The sequence below is a fragment of the Paenibacillus yanchengensis genome, assembly GCF_042684845.1.
GTDB lineage: Bacteria > Bacillota > Bacilli > Paenibacillales > Paenibacillaceae > Pristimantibacillus > Pristimantibacillus yanchengensis.
This window is the reverse complement of the sequence record NZ_JBHUMH010000063.1, coordinates 1-22,898: the sequence shown is the minus strand read 5'-3', so window position 1 is coordinate 22,898 and position 22,898 is coordinate 1. Positions and strand designations below refer to the sequence as shown.

General features: G+C 40.0%; 12 protein-coding genes and 1 rRNA gene. 11 read left to right on the top strand and 2 right to left on the bottom strand.

Annotated elements, in window-relative coordinates; all coding sequences use genetic code 11:
- Positions 1–32 precede the first annotated feature (32 nt).
- The 3 genes from ACFSTH_RS19080 (at position 33) to ACFSTH_RS19070 (ending at position 2,110) form a co-directional block, all read left to right on the top strand.
- Entirely contained in the window at positions 33–1,412 is a 1,380-nt protein-coding gene (locus tag ACFSTH_RS19080; RefSeq protein WP_377773635.1) for a serine protease, read from the top strand.
- Between the two features lie 170 nt (positions 1,413–1,582).
- A complete protein-coding gene (locus ACFSTH_RS19075; protein WP_377773633.1) occupies positions 1,583–1,891 on the top strand; it encodes a DUF6442 family protein in 309 nt (102 codons plus the stop codon).
- Between the two features lie 15 nt (positions 1,892–1,906).
- A complete protein-coding gene (locus ACFSTH_RS19070; RefSeq protein ID WP_377773631.1) occupies positions 1,907–2,110 on the top strand; it encodes a helix-turn-helix transcriptional regulator in 204 nt (67 codons plus the stop codon).
- A 152-nt stretch (positions 2,111–2,262) separates the two neighbouring features.
- Here ACFSTH_RS19070 and ACFSTH_RS19065 read toward each other — a convergent pair whose 3' ends face one another.
- Positions 2,263–6,798, bottom strand: a complete 4,536-nt coding sequence (locus ACFSTH_RS19065) for a collagen binding domain-containing protein (RefSeq protein ID WP_377773629.1) — start codon at positions 6,796–6,798, stop codon at positions 2,263–2,265.
- A 504-nt stretch (positions 6,799–7,302) separates the two neighbouring features.
- Here ACFSTH_RS19065 and uvrB point away from each other — a divergent pair.
- From uvrB to ACFSTH_RS19050, 3 genes are all read left to right on the top strand, one after another.
- Positions 7,303–9,294, top strand: a complete 1,992-nt coding sequence (uvrB, locus tag ACFSTH_RS19060) for an excinuclease ABC subunit UvrB (protein ID WP_377773923.1) — start codon at positions 7,303–7,305, stop codon at positions 9,292–9,294.
- Between the two features lie 15 nt (positions 9,295–9,309).
- Positions 9,310–12,174, top strand: coding sequence for an excinuclease ABC subunit UvrA (uvrA, locus tag ACFSTH_RS19055; protein WP_377773626.1), 2,865 nt, complete (start codon positions 9,310–9,312; stop codon positions 12,172–12,174).
- A gap of 330 nt (positions 12,175–12,504) precedes the next feature.
- The gene (locus ACFSTH_RS19050; protein WP_377773624.1) at positions 12,505–12,726 is read left to right on the top strand and encodes a hypothetical protein; all 222 of its coding nucleotides are present in this window, start codon (positions 12,505–12,507) and stop codon (positions 12,724–12,726) included.
- Positions 12,727–13,079: 353 nt separating this feature from the next.
- On the opposite strand, the gene ACFSTH_RS19045 is transcribed toward ACFSTH_RS19050, so the two are convergent.
- The gene (locus ACFSTH_RS19045; protein ID WP_377773622.1) at positions 13,080–14,051 is read right to left on the bottom strand and encodes a sugar phosphate isomerase/epimerase family protein; all 972 of its coding nucleotides are present in this window, start codon (positions 14,049–14,051) and stop codon (positions 13,080–13,082) included.
- A 256-nt stretch (positions 14,052–14,307) separates the two neighbouring features.
- Here ACFSTH_RS19045 and ACFSTH_RS19040 point away from each other — a divergent pair, with 256 nt between their 5' ends.
- The 5 genes from ACFSTH_RS19040 to ACFSTH_RS19020 all read left to right on the top strand — a co-directional run.
- Positions 14,308–16,857: a U32 family peptidase gene (locus ACFSTH_RS19040; protein ID WP_377773921.1), complete on the top strand. Its 2,550-nt coding sequence runs from the start codon at positions 14,308–14,310 to the stop codon at positions 16,855–16,857.
- 103 nt (positions 16,858–16,960) lie between these two features.
- Positions 16,961–17,671 (top strand): heptaprenylglyceryl phosphate synthase, encoded by a 711-nt coding sequence (locus tag ACFSTH_RS19035; RefSeq protein ID WP_377773620.1) that lies wholly within the window; start codon positions 16,961–16,963, stop codon positions 17,669–17,671.
- Between the two features lie 172 nt (positions 17,672–17,843).
- Positions 17,844–20,207, top strand: coding sequence for a DNA helicase PcrA (pcrA, locus tag ACFSTH_RS19030; RefSeq protein ID WP_377773618.1), 2,364 nt, complete (start codon positions 17,844–17,846; stop codon positions 20,205–20,207).
- A 41-nt stretch (positions 20,208–20,248) separates the two neighbouring features.
- Positions 20,249–22,306, top strand: a complete 2,058-nt coding sequence (ligA, locus tag ACFSTH_RS19025) for an NAD-dependent DNA ligase LigA (RefSeq protein ID WP_377773616.1) — start codon at positions 20,249–20,251, stop codon at positions 22,304–22,306.
- A 497-nt stretch (positions 22,307–22,803) separates the two neighbouring features.
- Positions 22,804–22,898, top strand: a 16S ribosomal RNA gene (locus ACFSTH_RS19020); the annotation flags it as partial.

The window sequence follows — 22,898 nt, the reverse complement described above, 5'->3', positions numbered from 1 at the left end:
TCTTTTTTTATCCAGGAATAGAGGTGACCATAGTGGACGTATTAATGCAGTGGTTAGCGCAAATCGGTGCTGCATGGTTACAAATGTTAACGCAACCTTTTTATTATGTAGCCATCTTAATTATTATTTTTATTCGTTATCGACAGATGACGCTAGAGCGGAAATTATTTGCAGTTAAACTTTATGATTGGAAACAACTGACGGTTAAAGCGATTATATATGGTTTGTTAGCGGGAATTATTTTATCGCTAGTAAGTGTATTTTTCGGTACATCTTTAACTATAGAAGCGCTGTGGTGGTTATGGGGGGCAGCAGCTCTGTTATCCATTATTCGTATTCGCTTTCTACGCTACGCTTATAGTGCTGGATTGCTCGTTTTGAGTCAATGGGTCGTCATTACCTTCACATCGCTGGCGGAGCGCGCAGATTGGCTCGGACAAGCCGCTCGTTCGCTTGCTGCAATAGATGGTGTAAGTTTATTATTACTCGCAGCGCTATTACATCTGGTAGAAGCTTTATTTATTCGTAGGCAAGGGATGAAATTAGCGACACCTTTCATTCTCGAAGGAAAACGTGGTAAGCTAATTGGCGGTTATCGTTTGCAAGGATTTTGGCCCATACCGTTGTTTTTACTTGTACCAGCAGCTAATATCGGCGCATCAACGATAAGTTTCGGTTCTATAGCTACTGCGGGAGCAACGTTGCCGTTCGATCCGTTGTTCAGCGGTTCATTAAGTGCCAGCTGGTCGTTACTTGCCTTTCCCGTCATGATTGGATTTAGTGAAGTGACAATTTCGAAGTGGCCAGAACAAAAATTACAGTCTATCATAAAGCAATTGTACATTTATAGTGCTGTGCTATTAGTGTTGGCAACACTTGCGTGGTGGCAGCCAATACTATTACCATTTGTAGCTGTTGTACTACTGCTTATGCATGAGGTAACACGAGCTTGGACTCGTATGCAAGAGATAGCTCAACCACCGCTTTACGTCCCATATAATAAAGGTTTACACGTGCTAGGAGTAGTGCCTGCTACACCAGCAATCGAGCTTGGTATTATACCGGGTGAAACGATTGTCAAAGTAAATAATGTTGCAGTCAACAATCAAGAAGAATTGTACGAAGCACTAATGATTAATGCTGCCTTTTGCAAATTAGATATTTTAAATAGAGATGGTGAATTACGCTTTGCCCAGCGAGCAAGATTTGCGGGAGATCACCATCAACTGGGTGTCATTCTCGTACCACATGCCCAATCCAACTACCAAATTGTAGGGAAAAATAGTTTAACGTGGCTGCATCTATTCAAACGAAACAGAACGACCAGTAGTCGGCGTAAAAATAATGCACAACCACAAAAGAAAAACACCATAAATGAGAATACTGCGGATGATACGGAAGCAATGAAGTAGGCGGAGATAGTAGAAGTAAATAGAAATGATGGTGATTGTTAAAGGACACAGGGTTTCATTGACTAGTGTCCTTCTTTTTTATGCAGATGTTCAGTAAAGATGCAAATATAGAAGTTGTAATATTCATCTACACTTGACAAGTAAACTTGGCAAATTGGGAGATGAATACTATGCAAAAAGATGAGTTGTTAGAAAAGTATCGTTCTGAGAAACAAGATGAAGGACGCGATCATTTAAATCATGTGTCTGACTCTAAGGGTTTTTCAGTTATGATGGTGTTGGCAGTACTTTTCATGATATATCAGATTTATAAAGATGTTCCATTTGGTGACGTGCCAGCACTTCTCTTTAGCTTTTTAGCTGTTGGTGGTTTTCACCGTTATAAAAAAACACGAGAAAAAGACATTTTAATATTTAGTCTATTTAGCAGTGTTGTATGTATTGGTTTTATCATTTGGTATGTTATCCAAACTATTTAAAATGAGGTAAGTTGTATGCAAAGTCAAGAGTTGGTTCTTAAAAATAATATTAGTGACGTACGGAAGGAAAAAAAAATATCGCAGAGAGAATTGGCAGATCTTGTTGGGGTATCAAGAAATACAATCAGTTCGATTGAGACAGGTCAATTTAATCCAACTGCCAAATTGGCATTAGTCCTTTGTATCGCTTTAGAGAAAAAGTTTGAGGATTATTTTTAATTTTTCATTTTATAAATATGGGGTGCGATTCTGGAAAAAGGAAAACTAAGAAAGGACAGCCCAGAGGTCAGTTTTCACTGACTTTCTGGACTGCCCTTTTTTTCATTTCGACTTACTAATCAAATGATAACGATATGATCAAATGCAGGAGATTACTTCTTAACAGCTATACGGCGACGAAGTAACAATGCGATACCTGCAAGTAAGATTGCTGCACCTACCAATTGAACAGCTAGATAACTATCTTGACCTGTCTTAGGTAGTTTAGTTAAGTTCGGAATCTTTTCGCCTTCGATTCCACCACGTGGAATTTCATCAAGATCGACTTCGAATAAAACTTCCTCGCCATCGATTAACAATGTAAACGTATCTTTACCCTTCTGACCTGGGTTCGGAACGTATTTCCACTTGCCATCAGGTGTAATAATAACTTTACCTTTTGTAGGTGGAGTAACTATTTCAGGAATTCCTCCTGTTGGTACTTCCTCATCCGGTACTTCTACCTCAGGATCTACCGGTGTCGGAGTCGGCTCTGGTCCACCTGGTGTAGGTGTCGGAGTTGGCTCTGGTCCACCTGGTGTAGGTGACGGAGTTGGCTCTGGACCACCTGGTGTAGGTGATGGAGTTGGCTCTGGACCACCTGGTGTAGGTGACGGAGTTGGCTCTGGTCCACCTGGTGTAGGTGACGGAGTTGGCTCTGGTCCACCTGGTGTAGGTGTCGGAGTTGGCTCTGGCGTCGGATCCGGTTCATACGGTGGATAGTTGTTTGGTTTGTTGTAGACTGTGATTTCACCTGTATTTTGATCCTGTGCTACAAGAGCAGGTGCTTTAATTATTGTTATGTCATTTTCAGTAACAGTTATTTCAATAGTCTCTTTTAACAATTGATAACCAGATGGTGCTGTTGTTTCTTTTAAAGTATATTGTCCGATAGGTACGTGTTTAAATGTAATACTTCCGTTAATATCGCTCGTTCCAGTATATCTCACGATATTATTTTTATCTAACAATTCAAAAACTGCACCTTCTAATACTCTGTTTGAGTTACCTTCATGAACTTTATAGATAACAATGTCTTGATATGGTAGCAATTTATTTGTGACAACGATCGGAACATTATTATCACGATCTATTGATACAGGAACATCAGCGTGTACTGTGTAACCAAATGGAGCAGTAACTTCTTTCAAAGTATAGGAAACGTCTGGGTAAAGCTCTAATGCTCCCGTCGTTCCATCAAAGACTAGTTTTCCTGCAGCATTAGTTACGCCTTTAGCTATAAACGTATTAGGATTAGAATCTTCATAAAGCTCGAACTCAGCGCCGGCTAATGCTTCATTTGATCCATCTATTTGCTCTCCTAATTTCGAAACAGTAATATCGATTCTTGGTTTTTTAGTATTAATTACAGTAACTTCAGTATCTCCACCAATAGCAATATTGATTTTTCCATCACCTTGGAGATCATAATACGGAAGCGATCCTGTTTCTATTAATTCATATTTGGAATACTTTAAATCCTCGAAAACTAGAGTACCAGAAGCATCAGTTTTACCAGGAATTATTTTTCCAGTTGTTGTTCTCTTTAAGTCAAATTCTACATTAGGTAATGCTCGCCCTTGCTCATCTTTTTTATGAATAGTAAGAGTGGCACTTCCGTATTCACCAGCGGCGCTATTGTCTTGGAATAAGTTAGACTTTGAAACTGGTTTTTTTATTTTATAAGAATGATCGACAGTAGTTTCTAGTTCAACATCATTATCGATTGTCACACTAGCACTTGGAACAACATCGATAAATGTTTGATATTTAATGATAAAAGGACGATCAATTTTACTTAAGAATTCTATTGTGAAAGAGTTATCTTTATCACTAAAGTTCAGCTTATATAGATCGCTATCTGATTGGATCATACTACCCTCAGATATATTTCCATCTTTATCCACATCTGTAGAATAAACTTTAATACTTTCTCTAATAACGATTTGATTGTCACTAGGTTTATCTATAATTTTAGCAGTCTCTATTGTTGATTGAGCTCTGTTCATAATAATGGACCAATTAGCAACGAAAGCATTATTTTGTTCTTGATTTACAAACTGCTTAGTGATTTCGTTTCCGGCGTTAGGAATATTAACTTGAACTTCATTTGTTGTTTTTTCGCCAAAACCGTCGGCAGAAATTGTAGCTTTGTTTTTAATTTTCCCATCATCTGGAATAGTACCATCAATAACAGTTTTTAATTCAATGTAATAAGGTTTGTTGATTTCTTTTATGAAATTGAAATCTATAGTTTGTTCAGCTGTATTCAAAGACATATTAATTAGATCTTTTTTGTCTTTTTCGTTTAAAGGGGTTGTTTTTTTAGAAATTGATCCATTTGCATTTATATCTAATTCATAAATTTCGAATAGGGGTTCAGAAGTAATGATAAAAGGCCTCATTATATCGACGACTTTTACATTATTCATTGTCTTTGAATTATAGTTAACAACGATACCCCATGTTATTGTCTTCGTAGTAGCATCATAGCCTTTTGTTTCTTTAAAACCATTGTGTTCTGTATAACTATGCGCATTAAAACAAGATGTTGCTGATACTTTCTCTTTATTAAACTTTGAATGCTTGAATTGCATATCTGCTGTGTTGCAATAATTATTATTACTATCGTACGCATCTTCGTTATTCTCAAAAGTTGTTTTAAACTCAATGTTATATTTTCTGCTGTTTCCTTCAGGAAGTTCTAATGTTAAGTGACCGTCAGCACCAGTTTCGAAACTAACATTTGGTAAATTCTGATTCTCACCATTTTTATCTTTGTATCCTACAACAAGAGAATTATCTATTAAAGACATACCAGCAGGAAGTTTTTCTGTAAGGATGATAACCCCATCTGTCCCTTTAATATCATAGTGTTCACGGTTAAAGTCTATTCTCCAAGTAAGAGACTTTGTGGAATAGTCAATATTTTCATGCCATTTATGCAGAATACCGGAGTCAACACCCACGCCTATTGGAGGAGCAGATTCCTCGCCGCCTTTAACTGTGTTTGTTATTATATATTTGTCCGTGTTGGAATTAAATATATATGTGTTGTCAGTTGGTTTGGTTCTATACTTGAATTGATAGGAACTATTAATACTGTTAACATCAGCTTCTAAAGATAGTTCAAATCCAGTTTTATCAGTTGTAGAATTCAAAACAAATGGAGAATGATTAGGTAATTTTTTGTAGCTATTATCTCCTGTTTTTTTCTCCCACACCTCAAAAGTTGTGCTATCAAATTGATGAGTATTTGTTTCATTATTACTTTCAAAGGAGTCAACTATCGTTTTAAATTCTTCATTAGTTATTTTTTGTTGCGCTTCATTATAAGTTATAGTCCATTCTATAGATGAATTATCTACTACTTTACCTTCTTTTTTAAACAATGGACTACGTGTAATGTTCACTTCATAATCATCACTTTTTCCATCGCTGTCATTTGAATGTATTAAAGTAGCTACATTATTAAACTTTATCTTAGTGGAATCTGTAATTTGGGTTTTAAATGTAATTTGATAAGCATCGGTTAATTTTTCGTTAAAAGCGATGCTGAATTCTTGATTATCTGTGTTATCTAATCCTATATTTGTGTATTTGCTTGGCTCAAGAGGCGTATAAGTCCATTTAGGTTCAGAATCTAAAGGATTATTAATTTTTTTTATTTCAATACTTGTTGGTTTGCTAACTCCTTCGGGCAATTTTTCTAATAACTTCGCATTAGTAAGTTCATCTAAAGCAAGATTAATGTTAATTTTCCACTCTAACTCTTTACTATTAATTGGTGTTGGAAGAGCTGAACCAGACTTATCGATATAATTTTCTTTATTAGGGTTTTTAACAGGTATTTTAATTACTTGATCAAAATATTCAGAAAAGTTCAATTCATAATCTTCAAATTGATTCTCAATTTTCATTTTTGACTCAAGAGTAACAACGCCATTTGATATTATCTCATCAGTTATTTTATCATTGAATTCAATAATAATTTCCTTGTTTATAACTGTGTATGTTCCAATAACAAGAGGTCCATTTGGACCAGTTACTTCAAGGTTGGCAGGGGTTGTTAGGTCATCAAAAAGAAATCCTTCAGGTAATGACAATGTTTTAATGGAACCATCTGTAAATTGGTGCCCATCTAAAATTTCCCAATCATATTTTACAGAGTAAGTAACTTCTTCGTTATAATTAAACTCGAAATCTTCTTTAATTTCACTTACATATTCTGTGTCATCATATTTCGATTTTGTTAGAGTAACAACAGGATCGCCATCAACCGTAAAGCTGATTTTTTTCAAGAAGAAACAAAGAGCTTCGTTCTCTGTGCAATCAACTCCAGATGAGTTTGCATTTGCCATGAGAGAATTAATTGATGCATTTTCCTCGTTTCCAGCTTCAGGTGTGTTTTCCGGCTCACCTTCTGTAGTTTCATCAGTCTCTGCACCCTCATCAGGCGCTCCCTCAACTGCTCCTTCATCCTCAGGTGTCGTTTCTCCACCTTCAATCACTTCTTGAATCTCAGTCAACGGCACTTCTTCTGGCAAGTTCGTCTCTGCATTAGTTACACCTGCATAGACTGCCATTTGAAATACCAATAAGAACGCCATTAGAATTGCCAGCGTTTTTTGGTTCAAACTTTTCGACATACAATTTCCCTCCAATTTTTAATAAACCTTACCTACTCAACTGTACTAGGCTATACGTATTGTACTGCGCTTTACTGTACACATTGTTCTTATGTAATGCACCTCCATAATGAAATACATACTGTAGGCATCGTATCTGTTATGATAGCAGAGATAACTAGAAAATTTCTGAAAAACTTGTGAAAGATAAGGTTACCTTTTCATAAATGGTTCATCGGTCTCGATTCATGAAAAATATTTACATCTTTATGACTATAATAATATAGGTACAAAGACTTAAAACCTTAGTTGGGATAATTGTCCATTAAAATGATGAATATTTATATTGCGTCAAATGAGTAGTAACGTTATAATATGAAAAAAGAGAACGTACATTCTTGTTTGTGGCAAAGTTTGCCGATTACGTTATAGAAGATACTGATTGCTTGATTTAATGTCCATAATGTTCGTATAAACTTAATAGTAGTAATGAGACAACGCAAGGAGAGTGAAGTTGTGACGGTTATGAAACCACTGGAACGTCCTTTCGAGTTAATTTCGGAATATCGACCGCAAGGTGATCAACCGAATGCGATTGTAGAATTGGTTGCAGGTGTGAAACAAGGCTTACGGCATCAGACTTTACTTGGAGCGACGGGAACGGGAAAAACGTATACGATTGCTAATGCAATTGAACAGTTGAATAGACCAACCCTTGTTATTGCTCATAATAAAACGTTAGCAGCGCAATTGTGTAGCGAGTTTAAGGAATTTTTTCCTAACAACGCAGTAGAGTATTTCGTCAGTTACTATGATTATTACCAGCCAGAAGCATATATTCCATCTTCAGATACATTCATTGAGAAAGATGCCAGCATTAATGATGAAATAGATAAATTGCGTCACTCGGCAACGAGTGCATTGTTTGAGCGTCGTGATGTTATTATCGTTGCGAGTGTTTCTTGCATTTATGGTTTAGGTTCGCCGTCAGATTACGGATCGCTAGTGTTGTCTTTACGCAAAGGGATGGAGCGGTCTCGTGAAGAAATATTGCATAAGTTAGTAGATATTCAGTATCAACGTAATGATATTAGCTTTACTCGAGGGACGTTTCGTGTACGTGGTGATGTGATAGAAATTTTCCCGATTGAAAGTAATGAGCAAGCAGTACGAGTGGAACTGTTCGGAGATGAGATCGAACGCATTTCTTCTATTGATGTTATTACTGGTGAAATTGTAGCGGAACGGCAACATATTTCAATCTACCCTGCTTCTCACTTCGTGACGCATGCAGATACGATGAAATTAGCGATTAAAAATATTGAACGTGAGCTAGAGGAACGGTTGGAGGAGCTTCGAGGTAACAATAAGTTGCTGGAAGCGCAGCGTCTGGAGCAGCGGACACGTTATGATTTGGAAATGATGGAAGAGATGGGTTTTTGTTCTGGTATTGAAAACTACTCTGGTCCACTTACATTTCGAGAGCGTGGAGCGACGCCATATACGTTGTTCGATTATTTTCCAGAAGATATGCTAGTCGTTATTGATGAGTCGCATGTGTCTTTGCCACAGATTAGAGCGATGTTCAATGGAGATAAAGCACGGAAAGAAATGCTAATTGAGCATGGATTCCGTTTGCCATCTGCTCTTGATAATCGTCCGATGCGGTTTGAAGAGTTTGAAGCGAAAGCAAAGCAGTTAATCTATGTTTCAGCTACGCCGGGTCCTTATGAGTTGGAGCATTGTCCAGTGATGACTGAACAAATTATTCGTCCAACTGGATTATTAGATCCGATTATTGATGTGCGTCCATCGAAAGGGCAAATTGATGATTTGTTAGAAGAGATCCGACTTCGAGTGGAGAGAAACGAGCGGGTGCTGGTGACGACACTTACGAAGAAAATGGCGGAAGATTTGACGGATTATATGAAAGAAACAGGGATTAAAGTTCGCTATTTGCATTCGGATATTAAAACATTAGAGCGACTGGCGATTATTCGTAATTTACGATTGGGAGAATTTGATGTATTAGTTGGTATTAACTTGCTTAGAGAAGGGCTTGATCTTCCTGAAGTATCTTTGGTAACGATATTGGATGCAGACAAGGAAGGATTTTTGCGTTCAGATCGTGCGTTAATTCAAACGATTGGTCGTGCTGCCCGTAATAGTGATGGGCGAGTTATTATGTATGCTGACAGAATAACCGATTCTATGGATCGTGCGATAAAAGAGACGGAACGAAGAAGAACGATTCAAATAGCTTCCAATGAAAAACATGGTGTTACACCACAAACGATTCGTAAAAAGGTGCATGATGTAATCGAAGCGACGAAGGTTGCTGAGCAAAAAGCAGATTATTTGACGGAAATTGGTGGCAGCAAGCTAACTAAGAAAGAGAAGCAAAAATTGTTGGATCGACTCGAAGTAGAGATGAAAGAAGCAGCGAAGCAGATGCAATTTGAACGTGCGGCAGAGCTGCGTGATGCGTTGCTAGAATTACGTGCGGAGACGGGATAGTAGGAGGAGAAAGAATTGGCGATAGATAAAATAGTAGTAAAGGGTGCGCGTGCCCATAACTTGAAAAATATAGATGTAACTATTCCGAGAGACAAGTTTGTTGTTTTAACAGGACTAAGTGGTTCTGGCAAATCATCACTAGCTTTTGACACGATTTATGCAGAAGGGCAGCGGCGTTATGTCGAGTCACTGTCTGCTTACGCGCGCCAGTTTTTAGGGCAAATGGATAAACCAGATGTGGATTCCATTGAAGGGCTGTCTCCTGCAATCTCTATTGATCAAAAGACGACGAGTCGAAATCCTCGTTCTACCGTAGGTACAGTGACTGAAATATATGATTACTTGCGCTTGTTGTTTGCGCGCATCGGTAAGCCACATTGCCCTGTTCATCATGTGCCGATTTCATCGCAGACGATAGAACAGATGGTAGATAGAGTGATGGAGTATCCGGAACGTACAAGACTGCAAATTTTAGCTCCGATTGTATCCGGGCGCAAAGGGGAACATGTGAAGCTGTTGCAAGAGATGCACAAGCAAGGATATGTTAGAGTGCGTGTGAATGGTGAATTGCGTGAGCTAAGTGAAAAGATCGAACTAGAGAAAAATTGCAAACATAATATAGAAGTAGTCGTGGATCGGATTGTTGTCAAGGAAGATGTTCAAACCCGTTTAGCGGATTCGCTAGAAACAGCATTGCAACTAGCGGAAGGCAAAGTAATTGTAGATATTATTGACGACGAAGAGCTTTTGTTCAGCTCTAACTTTGCATGTCCGCAATGTGGGTTCAGTATGGATGAACTCGCTCCACGTATGTTTTCATTTAATAGTCCGTTTGGCGCTTGTCCAGATTGTGATGGATTAGGAGCGAGTATGGTAGTTGATCCTGATCTACTAGTTCCAGATAAAAGTAAATCTATTGAAGATGCAGCGTTTGTTGCATGGGCAGGTAGTACATCGAACTATTATCCACAATTTTTAAGTGCCGTGTGTAAACACTATCATATACCAGAAGATATGCCAGTTGGCGAGTTCACGAAAGAACAGATGAATACACTGCTGTATGGTACTGGTAGTGAAAAAGTAACCTTTATTTATGAAAACGAGTTTGGTATGCGAAAAGAAGCATTGGTGCCGTTCGAAGGAATTATTAATAATTTGGAGCGTCGTTATCGAGATACGAGTTCCGAATATATGCGGGAGCATATTGAAGGCTATATGAGTGCTAAACCGTGTACTGGTTGTAAAGGGAAGCGTCTACGTAAAGAAACGTTGGCAGTTACAGTCGGAGAGCAAAATATTGCTTATGTTACCTCGCTTTCTGTTGGTGAAGCACAAAACTTTTTCGATACACTTCAATTAAACGAAAAAGAAACGATGATCGCTCAGCTTATTTTGAAAGAAATTAATAGTCGATTAGGTTTTTTAGTAAATGTGGGGCTATCCTATTTATCGATGAGTCGTTCCGCTGGTACGCTATCTGGTGGTGAAGCACAACGGATTCGTTTGGCTACGCAGATCGGATCTAGTTTGATGGGTGTACTCTATATATTAGATGAGCCGAGTATCGGTTTGCACCAGCGTGATAATGATCGATTAATTAAAACGTTAGAGCATATGCGAGATCTTGGTAATACGCTAATTGTAGTAGAGCATGATGAAGATACGATGCTGGCTGCGGATTATATTATCGATATTGGTCCTGGAGCTGGTATTCACGGTGGTCAAATTATTGCCGAAGGAACACCTGCGGAAGTAATGGAAGATGAACGTTCGTTGACGGGGCAATATTTGAGTGGTCGTCAGTTTATTGAAGTGCCGCTCAAGCGGAGAGAGCCGAATGGTAAATGGTTGGATGTTCGTGGAGCAAAAGAAAATAATTTACAACAACTGAATGTGAAAATTCCACTAGGTGTGTTTACCGCAGTAACTGGTGTATCGGGGTCTGGGAAATCAACGTTTGTAAATGAAATTGTCTATAAAACGTTGGCACGTGATTTGAATCGAGCGAAAGTAAGACCTGGTCAATATCTGGAAATGAAGGGGTTGGAGCATTTGGAGAAAGTGATCGACATCGATCAATCTCCGATTGGTAGAACACCTCGTTCAAATCCAGCAACATATACTGGTGTCTTTGATGATATCCGTGATTTGTATGCTAGTACGAATGAAGCGAAAGTGCGTGGCTACAAAAAAGGGCGGTTCAGCTTTAACGTCAAAGGCGGACGCTGCGAAGCTTGTCGTGGTGACGGAATTATTAAAATAGAAATGCATTTCTTGCCAGATGTCTACGTTCCTTGTGAAGTATGTAAAGGTAAACGGTATAACCGGGAAACACTGGAAGTGAAGTATAAAGGAATGAATATCGCTGAAGTATTGGATATGACGATAGAAGATGGTTGTCAATTTTTTGAGAACCTGCCACGCATTCAGCGTAAAATAAGTACATTAGTGGATGTAGGGTTGGGTTATATGAAGCTTGGTCAACCAGCAACAACATTATCTGGTGGAGAAGCGCAACGTGTCAAACTTGCATCGGAGTTATATCGCCGCAGTACGGGCAAAACGCTATATATATTGGACGAGCCTACGACTGGTTTGCATGCTCACGATATTCAGCGTTTACTCGATGTGCTACATCGTCTCGTTGATTCGGGAGAATCAGTTCTTGTTATCGAACATAACTTAGACGTTATTAAAACTGCTGACTATATCATTGACTTAGGTCCAGAAGGTGGCGACAAAGGCGGAACATTAGTAGCCGTCGGAACTCCTGAACAAGTAGTACAAGTAGCTGGTTCTTATACAGGACATTATTTGCAAGAAATATTGGAGAGAGATCGTGCCAGAACAGAACAGCGTCATGCTGTAAAGGTAGAATAAAGTATTAAATCTAACTGTATAAATGTGTGTCCATGAGAAGCTGAAATTCCTGCGTAAGGGAGTTTCAGCTTTCGTCGATTTTGATACAAAAATATGTTCAAAAAATAGGAATAATATAGTACTTTCTGTTGTACAGTATGATATAATAACTTTGCGTGAAAATGTAACAATTGTGGCAAAGTTGACAAAGCTGTTACGATTTAAAGGTAATACTTGCATCTTGTAGCACAACCAGCTAACATAGAGTAAGATTAGGCGAATTGTAGCTCTAGATGTTATCAAAACTATAATTCAGTTATTGTCATCGGATAGATTAAAGGAGGTCCCTACATGTTTTTAGCGGCAAGCGAGGCAGCAACGGAAGCAACAAAATCTGGCATCGACCCCTTCGATTGGTTTATGCTAGCGATTACTATTGTTATTGCAATTGGGTTTGTACGACTATTGCTAGCACGTCCTAGAAAGAACCTGTTTGCAATTGGCTTTACTGCTGTAGCACTTGGTTTGTTCCTATTCATTGATTTTGTCATGATCAAAGGTTGGTTCGTGTAAAAGTGTAACGGTACAGTGTAAATTAAAATGAATGAACCATAAAGAGTCTTGTCATCCTTTACCAGTAAAGGGGACAAGACTCTTTTAACGTGCATAGGTATTTCAAATGATGGGTCTGTTGGTATTAATGTCATCTTTATAGGCGTATCCCATTCGCTCAGTGTACATGTTAGTGAGTTGCCAGTCGGTATTAATATGATAACAGAACGAAATTATGTAATAAAATGGTGCTGAGCGAATGGGATACACCCCATAATGGGAATAAAAAAAGTTGGAGCGGATAGAGGTGTCGCACCTCCATTTCGTCCAACTTTTATAATCCAACTAATGCAATAACACCGATGGTGTAATTGTTACACCCACCACATCTCGCCAAGTGGCTCGCGGATAAGTACTTGTTGTAGGTTTTCAACAGCTTTAGTAAATCCTTCGTCTACAGACATTAGTCCGTCTTCGTGTTCAATACTTACTACGTAGTCATAACCAACTAGACGTAGTGCGCTGATGATGTCTGCCCAAGTTTTCATATCATGACCGTATCCAACTGTACGGAATTGCCATGCGCGGTCTAGCATAAGTGCATAGGACTGCATATCTGTTACACCGTGATGGTTAACGTTAATTGGGTCGATCGTCGTATCTTTGGCGTGGAAATGGTGAATTGCTCCAGCACGTCCTAGAATGTGAACCGCTTGTACCGGATCAATTCCTTGCCACCACATATGACTTGGGTCAAGGTTTGCACCGATAACATTGCCGCCAACTGCTTCACGCAAGCGAAGTAGTGTTGCTGGGCTATGCACGGAGAATCCGCCGTGTAGTTCAAGACCGATATTCACACCAGCGTTAGTAGCGATACCGCCAACTTCCGTCCAATATGGAATAACTTTCTCTTCCCATTGCCATTTCAAAATTTCTTGAAAATCATTTGGCCATGGTGCTACAGGCCAGTTTGGATATTTTGCATCTTCATGGTCGCCGGGGCAGCCAGAGAATGTATTAACAACTGGTACTTCTAAACGGTTAGCTAGTTCAATTGTTTTACGTAATTCTGCATCTTGTACAGAAGAAATCGCTTTTTGCGGGTGAAGTGGATTAGCATGGCAGCTAAGCGCACTGATCATAATACCGCTTGATTCGATTGTTTGTTTGAATGCTTTAAGTTTGCCGTTGTCTGCTAGTAGTTCGTCCGGATTACAGTGGGCGTTACCCGGAAAGCCACCTGTTCCTAGTTCAATTGCTTCAAGCCCTTTGGAAGCAATATAGCTTAACGTTTCTTCCAATGATTTCTCGGCAAATAGTACGCTGAATACACCTAATTTCATTTTGTGTACCTCCTGTTAATTAGAAATATGACGTTACTTCCATTAGCATTGCCAGTTCTCCTATAGTATAGCACTAAGCAATGGAACTCTACTACTCAACAAAGGCGACATGCCAATATCACATAACTATTAGACAAAATGAGTGAGCAATAGTGCTGGTAACAAATTGCTAGGTAGTAATAGTAGCATAGTCGCTCACTGTTTGATAAAATAATGACAAATAAGCATAGTTTGGATAATGAGAGGAATTGGAATGATGAACAAAACTGGGTTAACCAGAACAGATATTGAATTGCTCGCACCTGCTGGTGATTGGGATTGTATGCGAGCGGCTGTAGCTAATGGAGCGGATGCCATCTTTTTTGGTGTGGAGAAGTTTAATGCGCGGGCTAGAGCAAACAATTTTCGTAGTGAAGAGCTACCTGAAATTATGGCTTTTTTGCATACGTATGGAGTGAAAGGTTTTTTAACGTTTAATATTTTAGTATTTGAAGATGAATTGCGAGAGGCACAGCAACTGATTGAGATGTGTATCGATGCTGGTGTCGATGCTGTTATTGTGCAGGATTTAGGTTTGGTGAAATTGATCAGAGAAATATCGCCTGACTTCCCGATTCATGGATCTACACAGATGACGATTACATCGCCAGAAGCGGTCGAGTTCACAAAACCGTTTATGATGGAGCGAGTGGTACTTGGGCGTGAAAATAATTTGAAGCAAATTAGGACGATTGGCGAGCAGGCGAAGTTGCCGATGGAAGTGTTTGTACATGGAGCGTTGTGCGTTTCGTATTCTGGGCAATGTTTGACATCCGAAATGTGGGGTGGAAGGTCGGCCAATCGGGGGGAATGTGCGCAAGCATGTAGACTTCCTTACGATTTGATGGTGGATGGCGAGCATCGCCCGATGGGAGATGTTACTTACTTGCTGTCTCCGAAAGATTTGGCGGCGATTGATTTGGTACCAGAATTAATTGAAGCGGGTGTAACGTCCTTTAAAATAGAAGGCAGATTGAAAACGCCGGAGTATGTGGCAAATGTAGTAAGTAAATATCGGACGGAGATTGATAAATATTTTGACGGTGATTTGTCCGCTCCTTCCAAAGAAGATGTACGGGAACTACAACAAAGCTTTTCACGTGGTTTTACACATGGATTTTTGCAGGGGACGAATAATAAGCAATTAGTTGACGGTACTTTCCCAAAAAGTCGTGGTGTTTATGTCGGTAGAGTGGAGCAAGTTATGCGAGATGCCGTGACAGTTCGACTGGAAGCACCGCTGAAGCGTGGCGATGGTATTGTATTCGATGCTGGTGATCCGACGAAAAAAGAAGAAGGCGGTCGGATTTATGATTTGCGCAGGCAAGGGATTAAGCTGGACGGCGAAGCGCAAGAAGGAACGAAAATTGAGCTAGTACCGGGACGTAATGATGTCGATCTTCGCAAAGTGCGTGTCGGTGATAAAGTATGGAAAACAAACGATCCGGCACTCGATAAACGATTGCGAGCTACGTTCGAAACAGACAAACCATATCGGACTTTTCCGCTACATGCACGTGTAACTGGTGCGGCTGGTCAGCCGTTGAAAACGTGGTGGACGGATGTAGACAAAGGAACGACTGTATATGTGGAATCGGAGATGGAATTGGAAGTTGCTCGTAAACGTCCGTTAGAAGCAGCTTTGCTGGAAGAACAGTTAGGTCGATTGGGCGGTACAATTTATCAACTGGATAAGTTGGAAGTGGCGTTACAAGGCGATATTATATTGCCAGTACGTGAGCTTAATCGTCTGCGCCGAGAAGCAATAGAACAGTTGGCGGGAGAACGTCCGAAACCTCCTATATATAGAAGGCATCCGGTAGGTGAGCTACATTCTGGAGAAGTAGCGCACAGTGACAATAGTCAAACAGTATCCATCAACCGGACAGGCAGTGATGCGTCGGCACGTGCAGAGTTGATTGTGCTTTGTCGTAGTTTGGAGCAGGTTGAAGCTGCCGCAATGACCGATGTCAACTATATATATGCTGATTTTGAATTTATTAAGCAGTTTCCGGCTGCGATTGAAATAGCACGGCGGGCGGGCAAAAAAATTGCGCTTGCTACACCACGAATTCATATGCCGAACGAAAATGGGTATCACAAAAATATTTTACGTTTGCAGCCAGATGCGGTGTTAGTACGTAATACAGGAGCGCTCTACTTCTATATGCAAGCGAGAGCGGAGAGCAAAGGTCAGCCGTTTCCGGAGTTGATCGGTGATTTTTCATTGAATATTGCTAATCATAAAGCGGTTGAGCTGTTTTTACAAACAGGATTGCAAAAGGTAACACCTTCGTATGATTTGAATATTCAGCAAATGATCGATATGTTAGATGTTGCCCAAACAGACGGAATTGAAATCGTTATTCATCAGCATTTGCCGATGTTTCATACGGAGCATTGTGTGTATTGTACTTTTTTAAGTGAAGGAACAGATTTCCGCAATTGTGGTCGTCCATGTGAGGATCATCGAGTGTCGTTGCAAGACAGAATTGGAATGTCTCACCCCGTTCGAGTAGACGAAGGCTGCCGAAATACGGTTTATAATGCGATTGAGCAATCGGGAGCAGAATATTTACAGCAGTTTATGGAGCGGGGCGTTAAGCAGTTTAGAGTAGAGTTTTTGGAAGAAACAGCAGATCAAGTCCATGAAGTATTGGAATTGTACCGAGCTGCATTAGATGGACGAATTAGTGGCACGCAAGTGTGGCGTAAATTAAAAGCGACGAATCAACTGGGAGTAACGCGCGGTCAATTAGTAAAATAGAAATGGAAACAGGAGCCTATTGCATAGCGATCTTTACGGTGCAGTAGGCTCGTTTATTGCGAGTTGTTTTTTCTAATTCGTGTAGAGAAGAGGGGCGGATAGTATGGTTAACAAAGAAGAAACATGGTATTCCCACTGGCGGCACGCATTTAAATTAGATCCGGATAAACAATTGACGGAGGAAGCACTAGAACAAATATGTATGTCGGGTACGGATGCTATCATTGTAGGTGGCTCAAGTGGCGTAACTTTTGAAAATATTGTAGATTTACTTTCTCGTATTCGTCGGTTTGAAGTAGATTGCGCACTAGAAGTTTCGACGTTGGAAGCGGCTGTGCCAGGGTTTGACGGTTATTTTGTGCCACTAGTACTAAATACGGCTGATGCGACGTGGATTAATGGGAAGCATACGGCTGGTTTGATCGAGTATGGTCGTTTTGTACCATGGCATATAACAGCGGCACAAGGATATATTGTACTGCATGAACAATCAACGGTAGCAAAACTTACGCAAGCGGAGACGCAGTTATCGAAAGAACAAGTGGTAGCTCATGTGCAGATGGCGGATCGTTTGATGCGATTGCCGATAATTTACATAGAATATAGTGGTACGTTTGGCGAGATGGAAATAGTGTCTACAGTGCAAAAAACGGTAACGGAAGCGCAGCTATTTTACGGTGGTGGCATTGATAGTGTGGATAAGGCGAAAAAAGCAGCTCAATTTGCGGATACGGTAGTAGTAGGTAATGTTGTATATACGGATTTGCCAGCAGCATTAGCAACAGTTGAGGCAGTACTAGCTAAAAGTTATTAATATTCTCTATTTTTGGACGATAATCGATGTTCTGGAATGGTACTAGAAAAGAACCATGTATTAGTGATTGACAGGTCCCGAAAAAGTCATATACACTGTGAATAGTTAAATGCGAACAAAATACGAACAACGTTAGTGTAGAAATATGTTTTGGTAGAAAAGGAGTGCTATAATGTTTCATCCGAAGCAGATAGAACAAGCGATTGATAAATTGAATGAACGGCAAAAAGAAGCGGTGCTCGCTACGGAAGGTCCGCTACTTATTATGGCAGGAGCAGGTAGTGGGAAAACACGGGTGCTTACGCACCGTATCGCTTATTTAATTGATAATAAACGAGTAGCACCGTGGAGTATATTGGCGATTACGTTTACGAACAAAGCGGCTCGTGAGATGCAAGAGCGTGTATCTTCCTTAATAGGGCTGTCGGGACGAGATGTGTGGGTTTCTACTTTTCACTCGATGTGTGTTCGGATTTTACGTAAAGATATCCATCGGATTGGTTATAACTCTAGTTTTTCCATTATCGATTCGGGAGATCAGTTATCTGTTATTCGTAATTGTATGAAGGAATTGAATTTGGATACGAAGAAGTTCGAGCCGAAGGCGATTCAAGCAGCGATTAGTAATGCGAAAAATGAATTAATTACGCCAAAGCGTTTTGAAGATAAAACAGGTGATTATTTTCAAAGTATTGCAGCTAATGTGTACAAGCTATACCAGAAAAAGTTGAAGCTGAACAACTCTTTGGATTTTGATGATTTGATTATGTTGACAATTCAACTATTTAAAGATGAGCCAGAAGTGCTTAAATTTTATCAAATGAAGTTCCGTTACGTTCATGTGGATGAGTATCAAGATACGAACCGTGCGCAATATATGTTATGTCGAATGCTTGCCGATGACCATCATAATATATGTGTCGTTGGAGATAGTGATCAGTCGATTTATCGGTGGCGTGGTGCGGATATTACTAATATATTGAACTTTGAAAAAGATTACCCCGAAGCGAATACGATTTTGTTGGAGCAAAATTATCGTTCAACCGGCAATATTTTGGATGCGGCAAATGCTGTCATTAGTAACAATACTGGTCGTAAACCGAAGAAGTTGTGGACCGATCAAGGTCCAGGAGAGCTAATTACAGTTCATCAAGCAGATTCGGAACATGAAGAGGGATACTTTGTCACTGGGAAAATTCGTGAAAATCAGCAAAAGGGCGTGCGGTATTCGGATCATGCTATTTTGTATCGAACGAATGCACAGTCTCGGGTTATAGAGGAAATTTTGATTAAATCGGATATTCCGTATCAAATCGTGGGCGGTATTCGATTCTACGATCGAAAAGAGATCAAAGATATTTTAGCTTATTTACGGCTTATTTCCAATATAGATGATGATATTAGTTTGCTTAGAGTTATTAATGTACCGAAACGAGGTATTGGTGATACGACAGTGGGAAAACTAGAAGCAGTAGCGGCTGCTCGCGGCATGTCACTATATCGCGTACTAAGCGAATTGGAGCAGTCGATTGATCCAGCGCTGGACATTAATTCTCGCACACGGGGACTGTTAATTGATTTCTATCAGTTAGTTTCCAATTTGCATACGATGGCAGATTATTTGACTGTAACAGAATTAACAGAACAAGTATTAGAAAAAACGGATTACAAAGCAGAGCTACATCGTGAAAATACGTTAGAGTCACAGGCGAGAGTGGAAAACATTGATGAGTTTCTATCAGTAACGTTAGATTTTGAAGCGAAAAATGAAGATCGTTCTTTGGTAGCCTTTTTGACTGATCTAGCGTTAATTGCCGATATTGATTCGATGAATAATAATCCAGATGATGCGGAGCAAGTAGCGGAAGAAGCTGTCGTATTGATGACAATGCACAGTGCCAAGGGGCTAGAGTTTCCGTATGTCTTTATCGTTGGCATGGAAGAGTCGGTATTTCCGCACAGTCGTACATTTATGGATGATGAAGAAATGGAAGAAGAACGACGACTAGCCTATGTCGGTATTACACGTGCTGAAAAGCAGTTATATTTAAGCTGTGCTAGAATGCGGACGTTATTCGGGCGAACTAACTATAATGAACCTTCTCGTTTTTTGAAAGAAATTCCAACTGAATTGTTACAGGAGCAATCAGCAGATACTGGTTCATTCGGTGGTGGTTGGGGAAGAAAAGCAAGTAGCGGTGGGTTTGGAGCGCGAGCGAATAGTGGAACGACCAGTTATGGAGCGGCAAGTGCTGCGAAGTCTGCTGGGCTAATACAGCCAAAAAGTAGTGGTGTACGCGTTGTAACTGGAATGGGTGGCGTAGGCGAAACTAGTAGCGGGCAAGGTGTTGCTGCTGGAGCGGGTGCTGGTGTTACGTTTGTTGCTGGCGATAAAGTGGCGCACGGTAAGTGGGGAGAAGGAACAATCGTATCGGTAAAAGGTAGCGGTAATGATACGGAATTGCAAATTGCTTTTGCTGCTCCTGTTGGTATTAAACGATTGTTAGCCACTTATGCACCGATTAAAAAACTATAATTGCACATAATAACATTATATTGTGAAAAGGGGACGGTTCTATGGCGGCAATGGAGCAGCAAGATCGAGTGAAAGCTTTGGTAGCTATACTCAATGAACATAATTATTATTACTATACCCTAGATGAGCCGCGAATTAGCGATGTGGAATATGATGCTTTATATGATGAACTGGTAGAGCTAGAGAAGACGACAGGCTTAATATTACCGTATTCTCCTACACAGCGGGTAGGCGGAGAACTGTTAGCTGGTTTTTTGCCGCATCGTCACCTTGCACGGTTATGGAGTTTGGACAAAGCGCAGCAAGCGGATGATATACTTTCGTGGGATACCCGTGTGCGTCGTGTCATTGCAGATTATAATATGAAAAATGCTGATGAGCCTGATTTTGTCGCTTTGCCGGAGCCAAGCTATGTTATAGAGTTAAAGTTTGATGGATTATCTTTAAATTTAACCTATGAAAACGGACAATTAGTGCAGGCTGCTACACGTGGTAATGGGGAAGTGGGAGAAGGCATATTAGCACAAGTGAAAACGATTCGTTCGATTCCGACAGAAATCTCGTTTTCAGACGGAGTGATTGAAGTACAGGGAGAAGCGATTATGCAGCTGTCTGTCTTGGAGAAATATAACCAAACGGCTATTGAACCGCTCAAAAATGCACGTAATGCTGCTGCTGGTGCAATTCGTAATTTAAATCCAGCTACTACGGCGGAACGAAAGTTGGATGCTTTTTTCTATCATATTGGTTATGCGAAAGGTATTTCATTTGACAATCATGAAGAGATGCACCGTTTTTTGCGAGATAATCGTTTTAAAGTAAATCCGTATGTGCAATATTTTAATGCGATAACGGATGTCGTTACGGAGTTACAACAATTGGATGCGAGACGGGCTGAGTTGGACTTTTTGATCGATGGTGCTGTTGTGAAATTGACAGATATTCGAACGAGAGAAGTTTTGGGCTATACGGATAAGTTTCCACGTTGGGCAGTTGCTTTTAAGTTTGAAGCGGAAGAAGTAGAGACTATTTTGCAATCTGTAAGCTGGGAAGTAGGTCGAACGGGGAAAATAACGCCAGTCGCTCGTTTGGAAGCGGTAGAAATTGGTGGTGTGACGGTACAGAACTGTACGTTGAACAACATTGGTGATATTGAACGGAAAAATCTACGCTATGGGCTGGGAACGCTAGTAACGATACGTAGGTCAAATGATGTTATACCTGAAATATTAGGAAAAGCAGATGAACAGCAAGGAGAGGAAATTGTTTTTCCTACTTTATGCCCTGCTTGTCAATCACCGCTTGAGCAGCGGGGGGCGCATTTATTTTGCGATAATAAATTAGATTGTAAACCGCAAATCATTGCCCGGTTAACTCATTTTGCTTCGCGTGATGCGATGGATATTGAGACTTTTAGTGTCATGACGGCCGAATTGTTATATGAACAGTGTGATGTACACGACCCGGCTGATTTATATCGACTACAATATGAAGATATTATTGATTTGCCGCGTTTCGGGGAGCGGAAGGCAAATAATTTGTTAGCTGCGATTGAAAAATCAAAGGAACGTGGTCTTGCTGCTTTTTTATTTGCGCTAGGTATTCCGAATACGGGACGGGCAACGACGAAAATGTTGGCTGACTATTATCGTAGTTTGGATAAACTGTTGGATGCTTCTATAGAAGAGTTAATAACGCTACCTGACGTTGGTATGATTGTTGCTGAAAGTATTATAGCTTTTTTCGCAGATGAACGAAATCGAGAAAGTATTGCCAAAATGCGAGCAGCAGGTGTAAAAGTAGAGATGGAATCGGAATTGGAAGAAATAGCTGGTGGGGGAGAAGGTTTAACTCCACGGGAAGATCATCCGTTTTATGGGAAAACGATCGTATTGACTGGAACGTTACCGACTTTAACACGAGATGAAGCAGCAAAAAGGTTAGAACGCTGTGGTGCGAAAATAACGGGTAGTGTATCCAAAAAAACGGATTTTGTGATCGCTGGTGAAAAAGCGGGAAGTAAATTAACGAAAGCACAACAGCTAGGAGTTACTATAATAGAAGATGAAGTAGAACTTTTGCGGATGTTAGAACAGTAGAGCAATATATGCGTATATAGTATCTATTGAAGGAAAAAGAAATGATCGACCGCTATATATGGTCAACTGCATTAGCCGTTACTAGATTGTTGTATGACGATACTGGTTGCGGCTTTGTAGTTTTGTTAGCTGATATATGATGTTGCAGAAAAAGAAATTGAAAATTGATGTTGCAATTTGGAATTGGATGTGCTAAATTTATCAATGTTACATTTTACGACAAAAACCACAACGATATAATCTAAACTATTGAGTTGTAGCAACTGATTTTCACTTCTTACGAAGCGAAGAAAAATGAAAGAACTTGTAGAAATATGGAGAAAAACATTTTCAAAAAAGTTCTTGACAATCGGAAGTTGCTCTGGTAAAGTATTATCTTGTCACCACAAAACAGTGACACCGACAGTAAGTTCTTTGAAAACTGAACAAATGAATCAAGTCAAGTTATGACAATGGTTTTTTAATAAGCAAGTCAGCAAGAAATGAGCTACAAACTTTTATTGGAGAGTTTGATCCTGGCTCAGGACGAACGCTGGCGGCGTGCCTAATACATGCAAGTCGAGCGGGGTTTAGAAGAAAGCTTGCTTTCTTT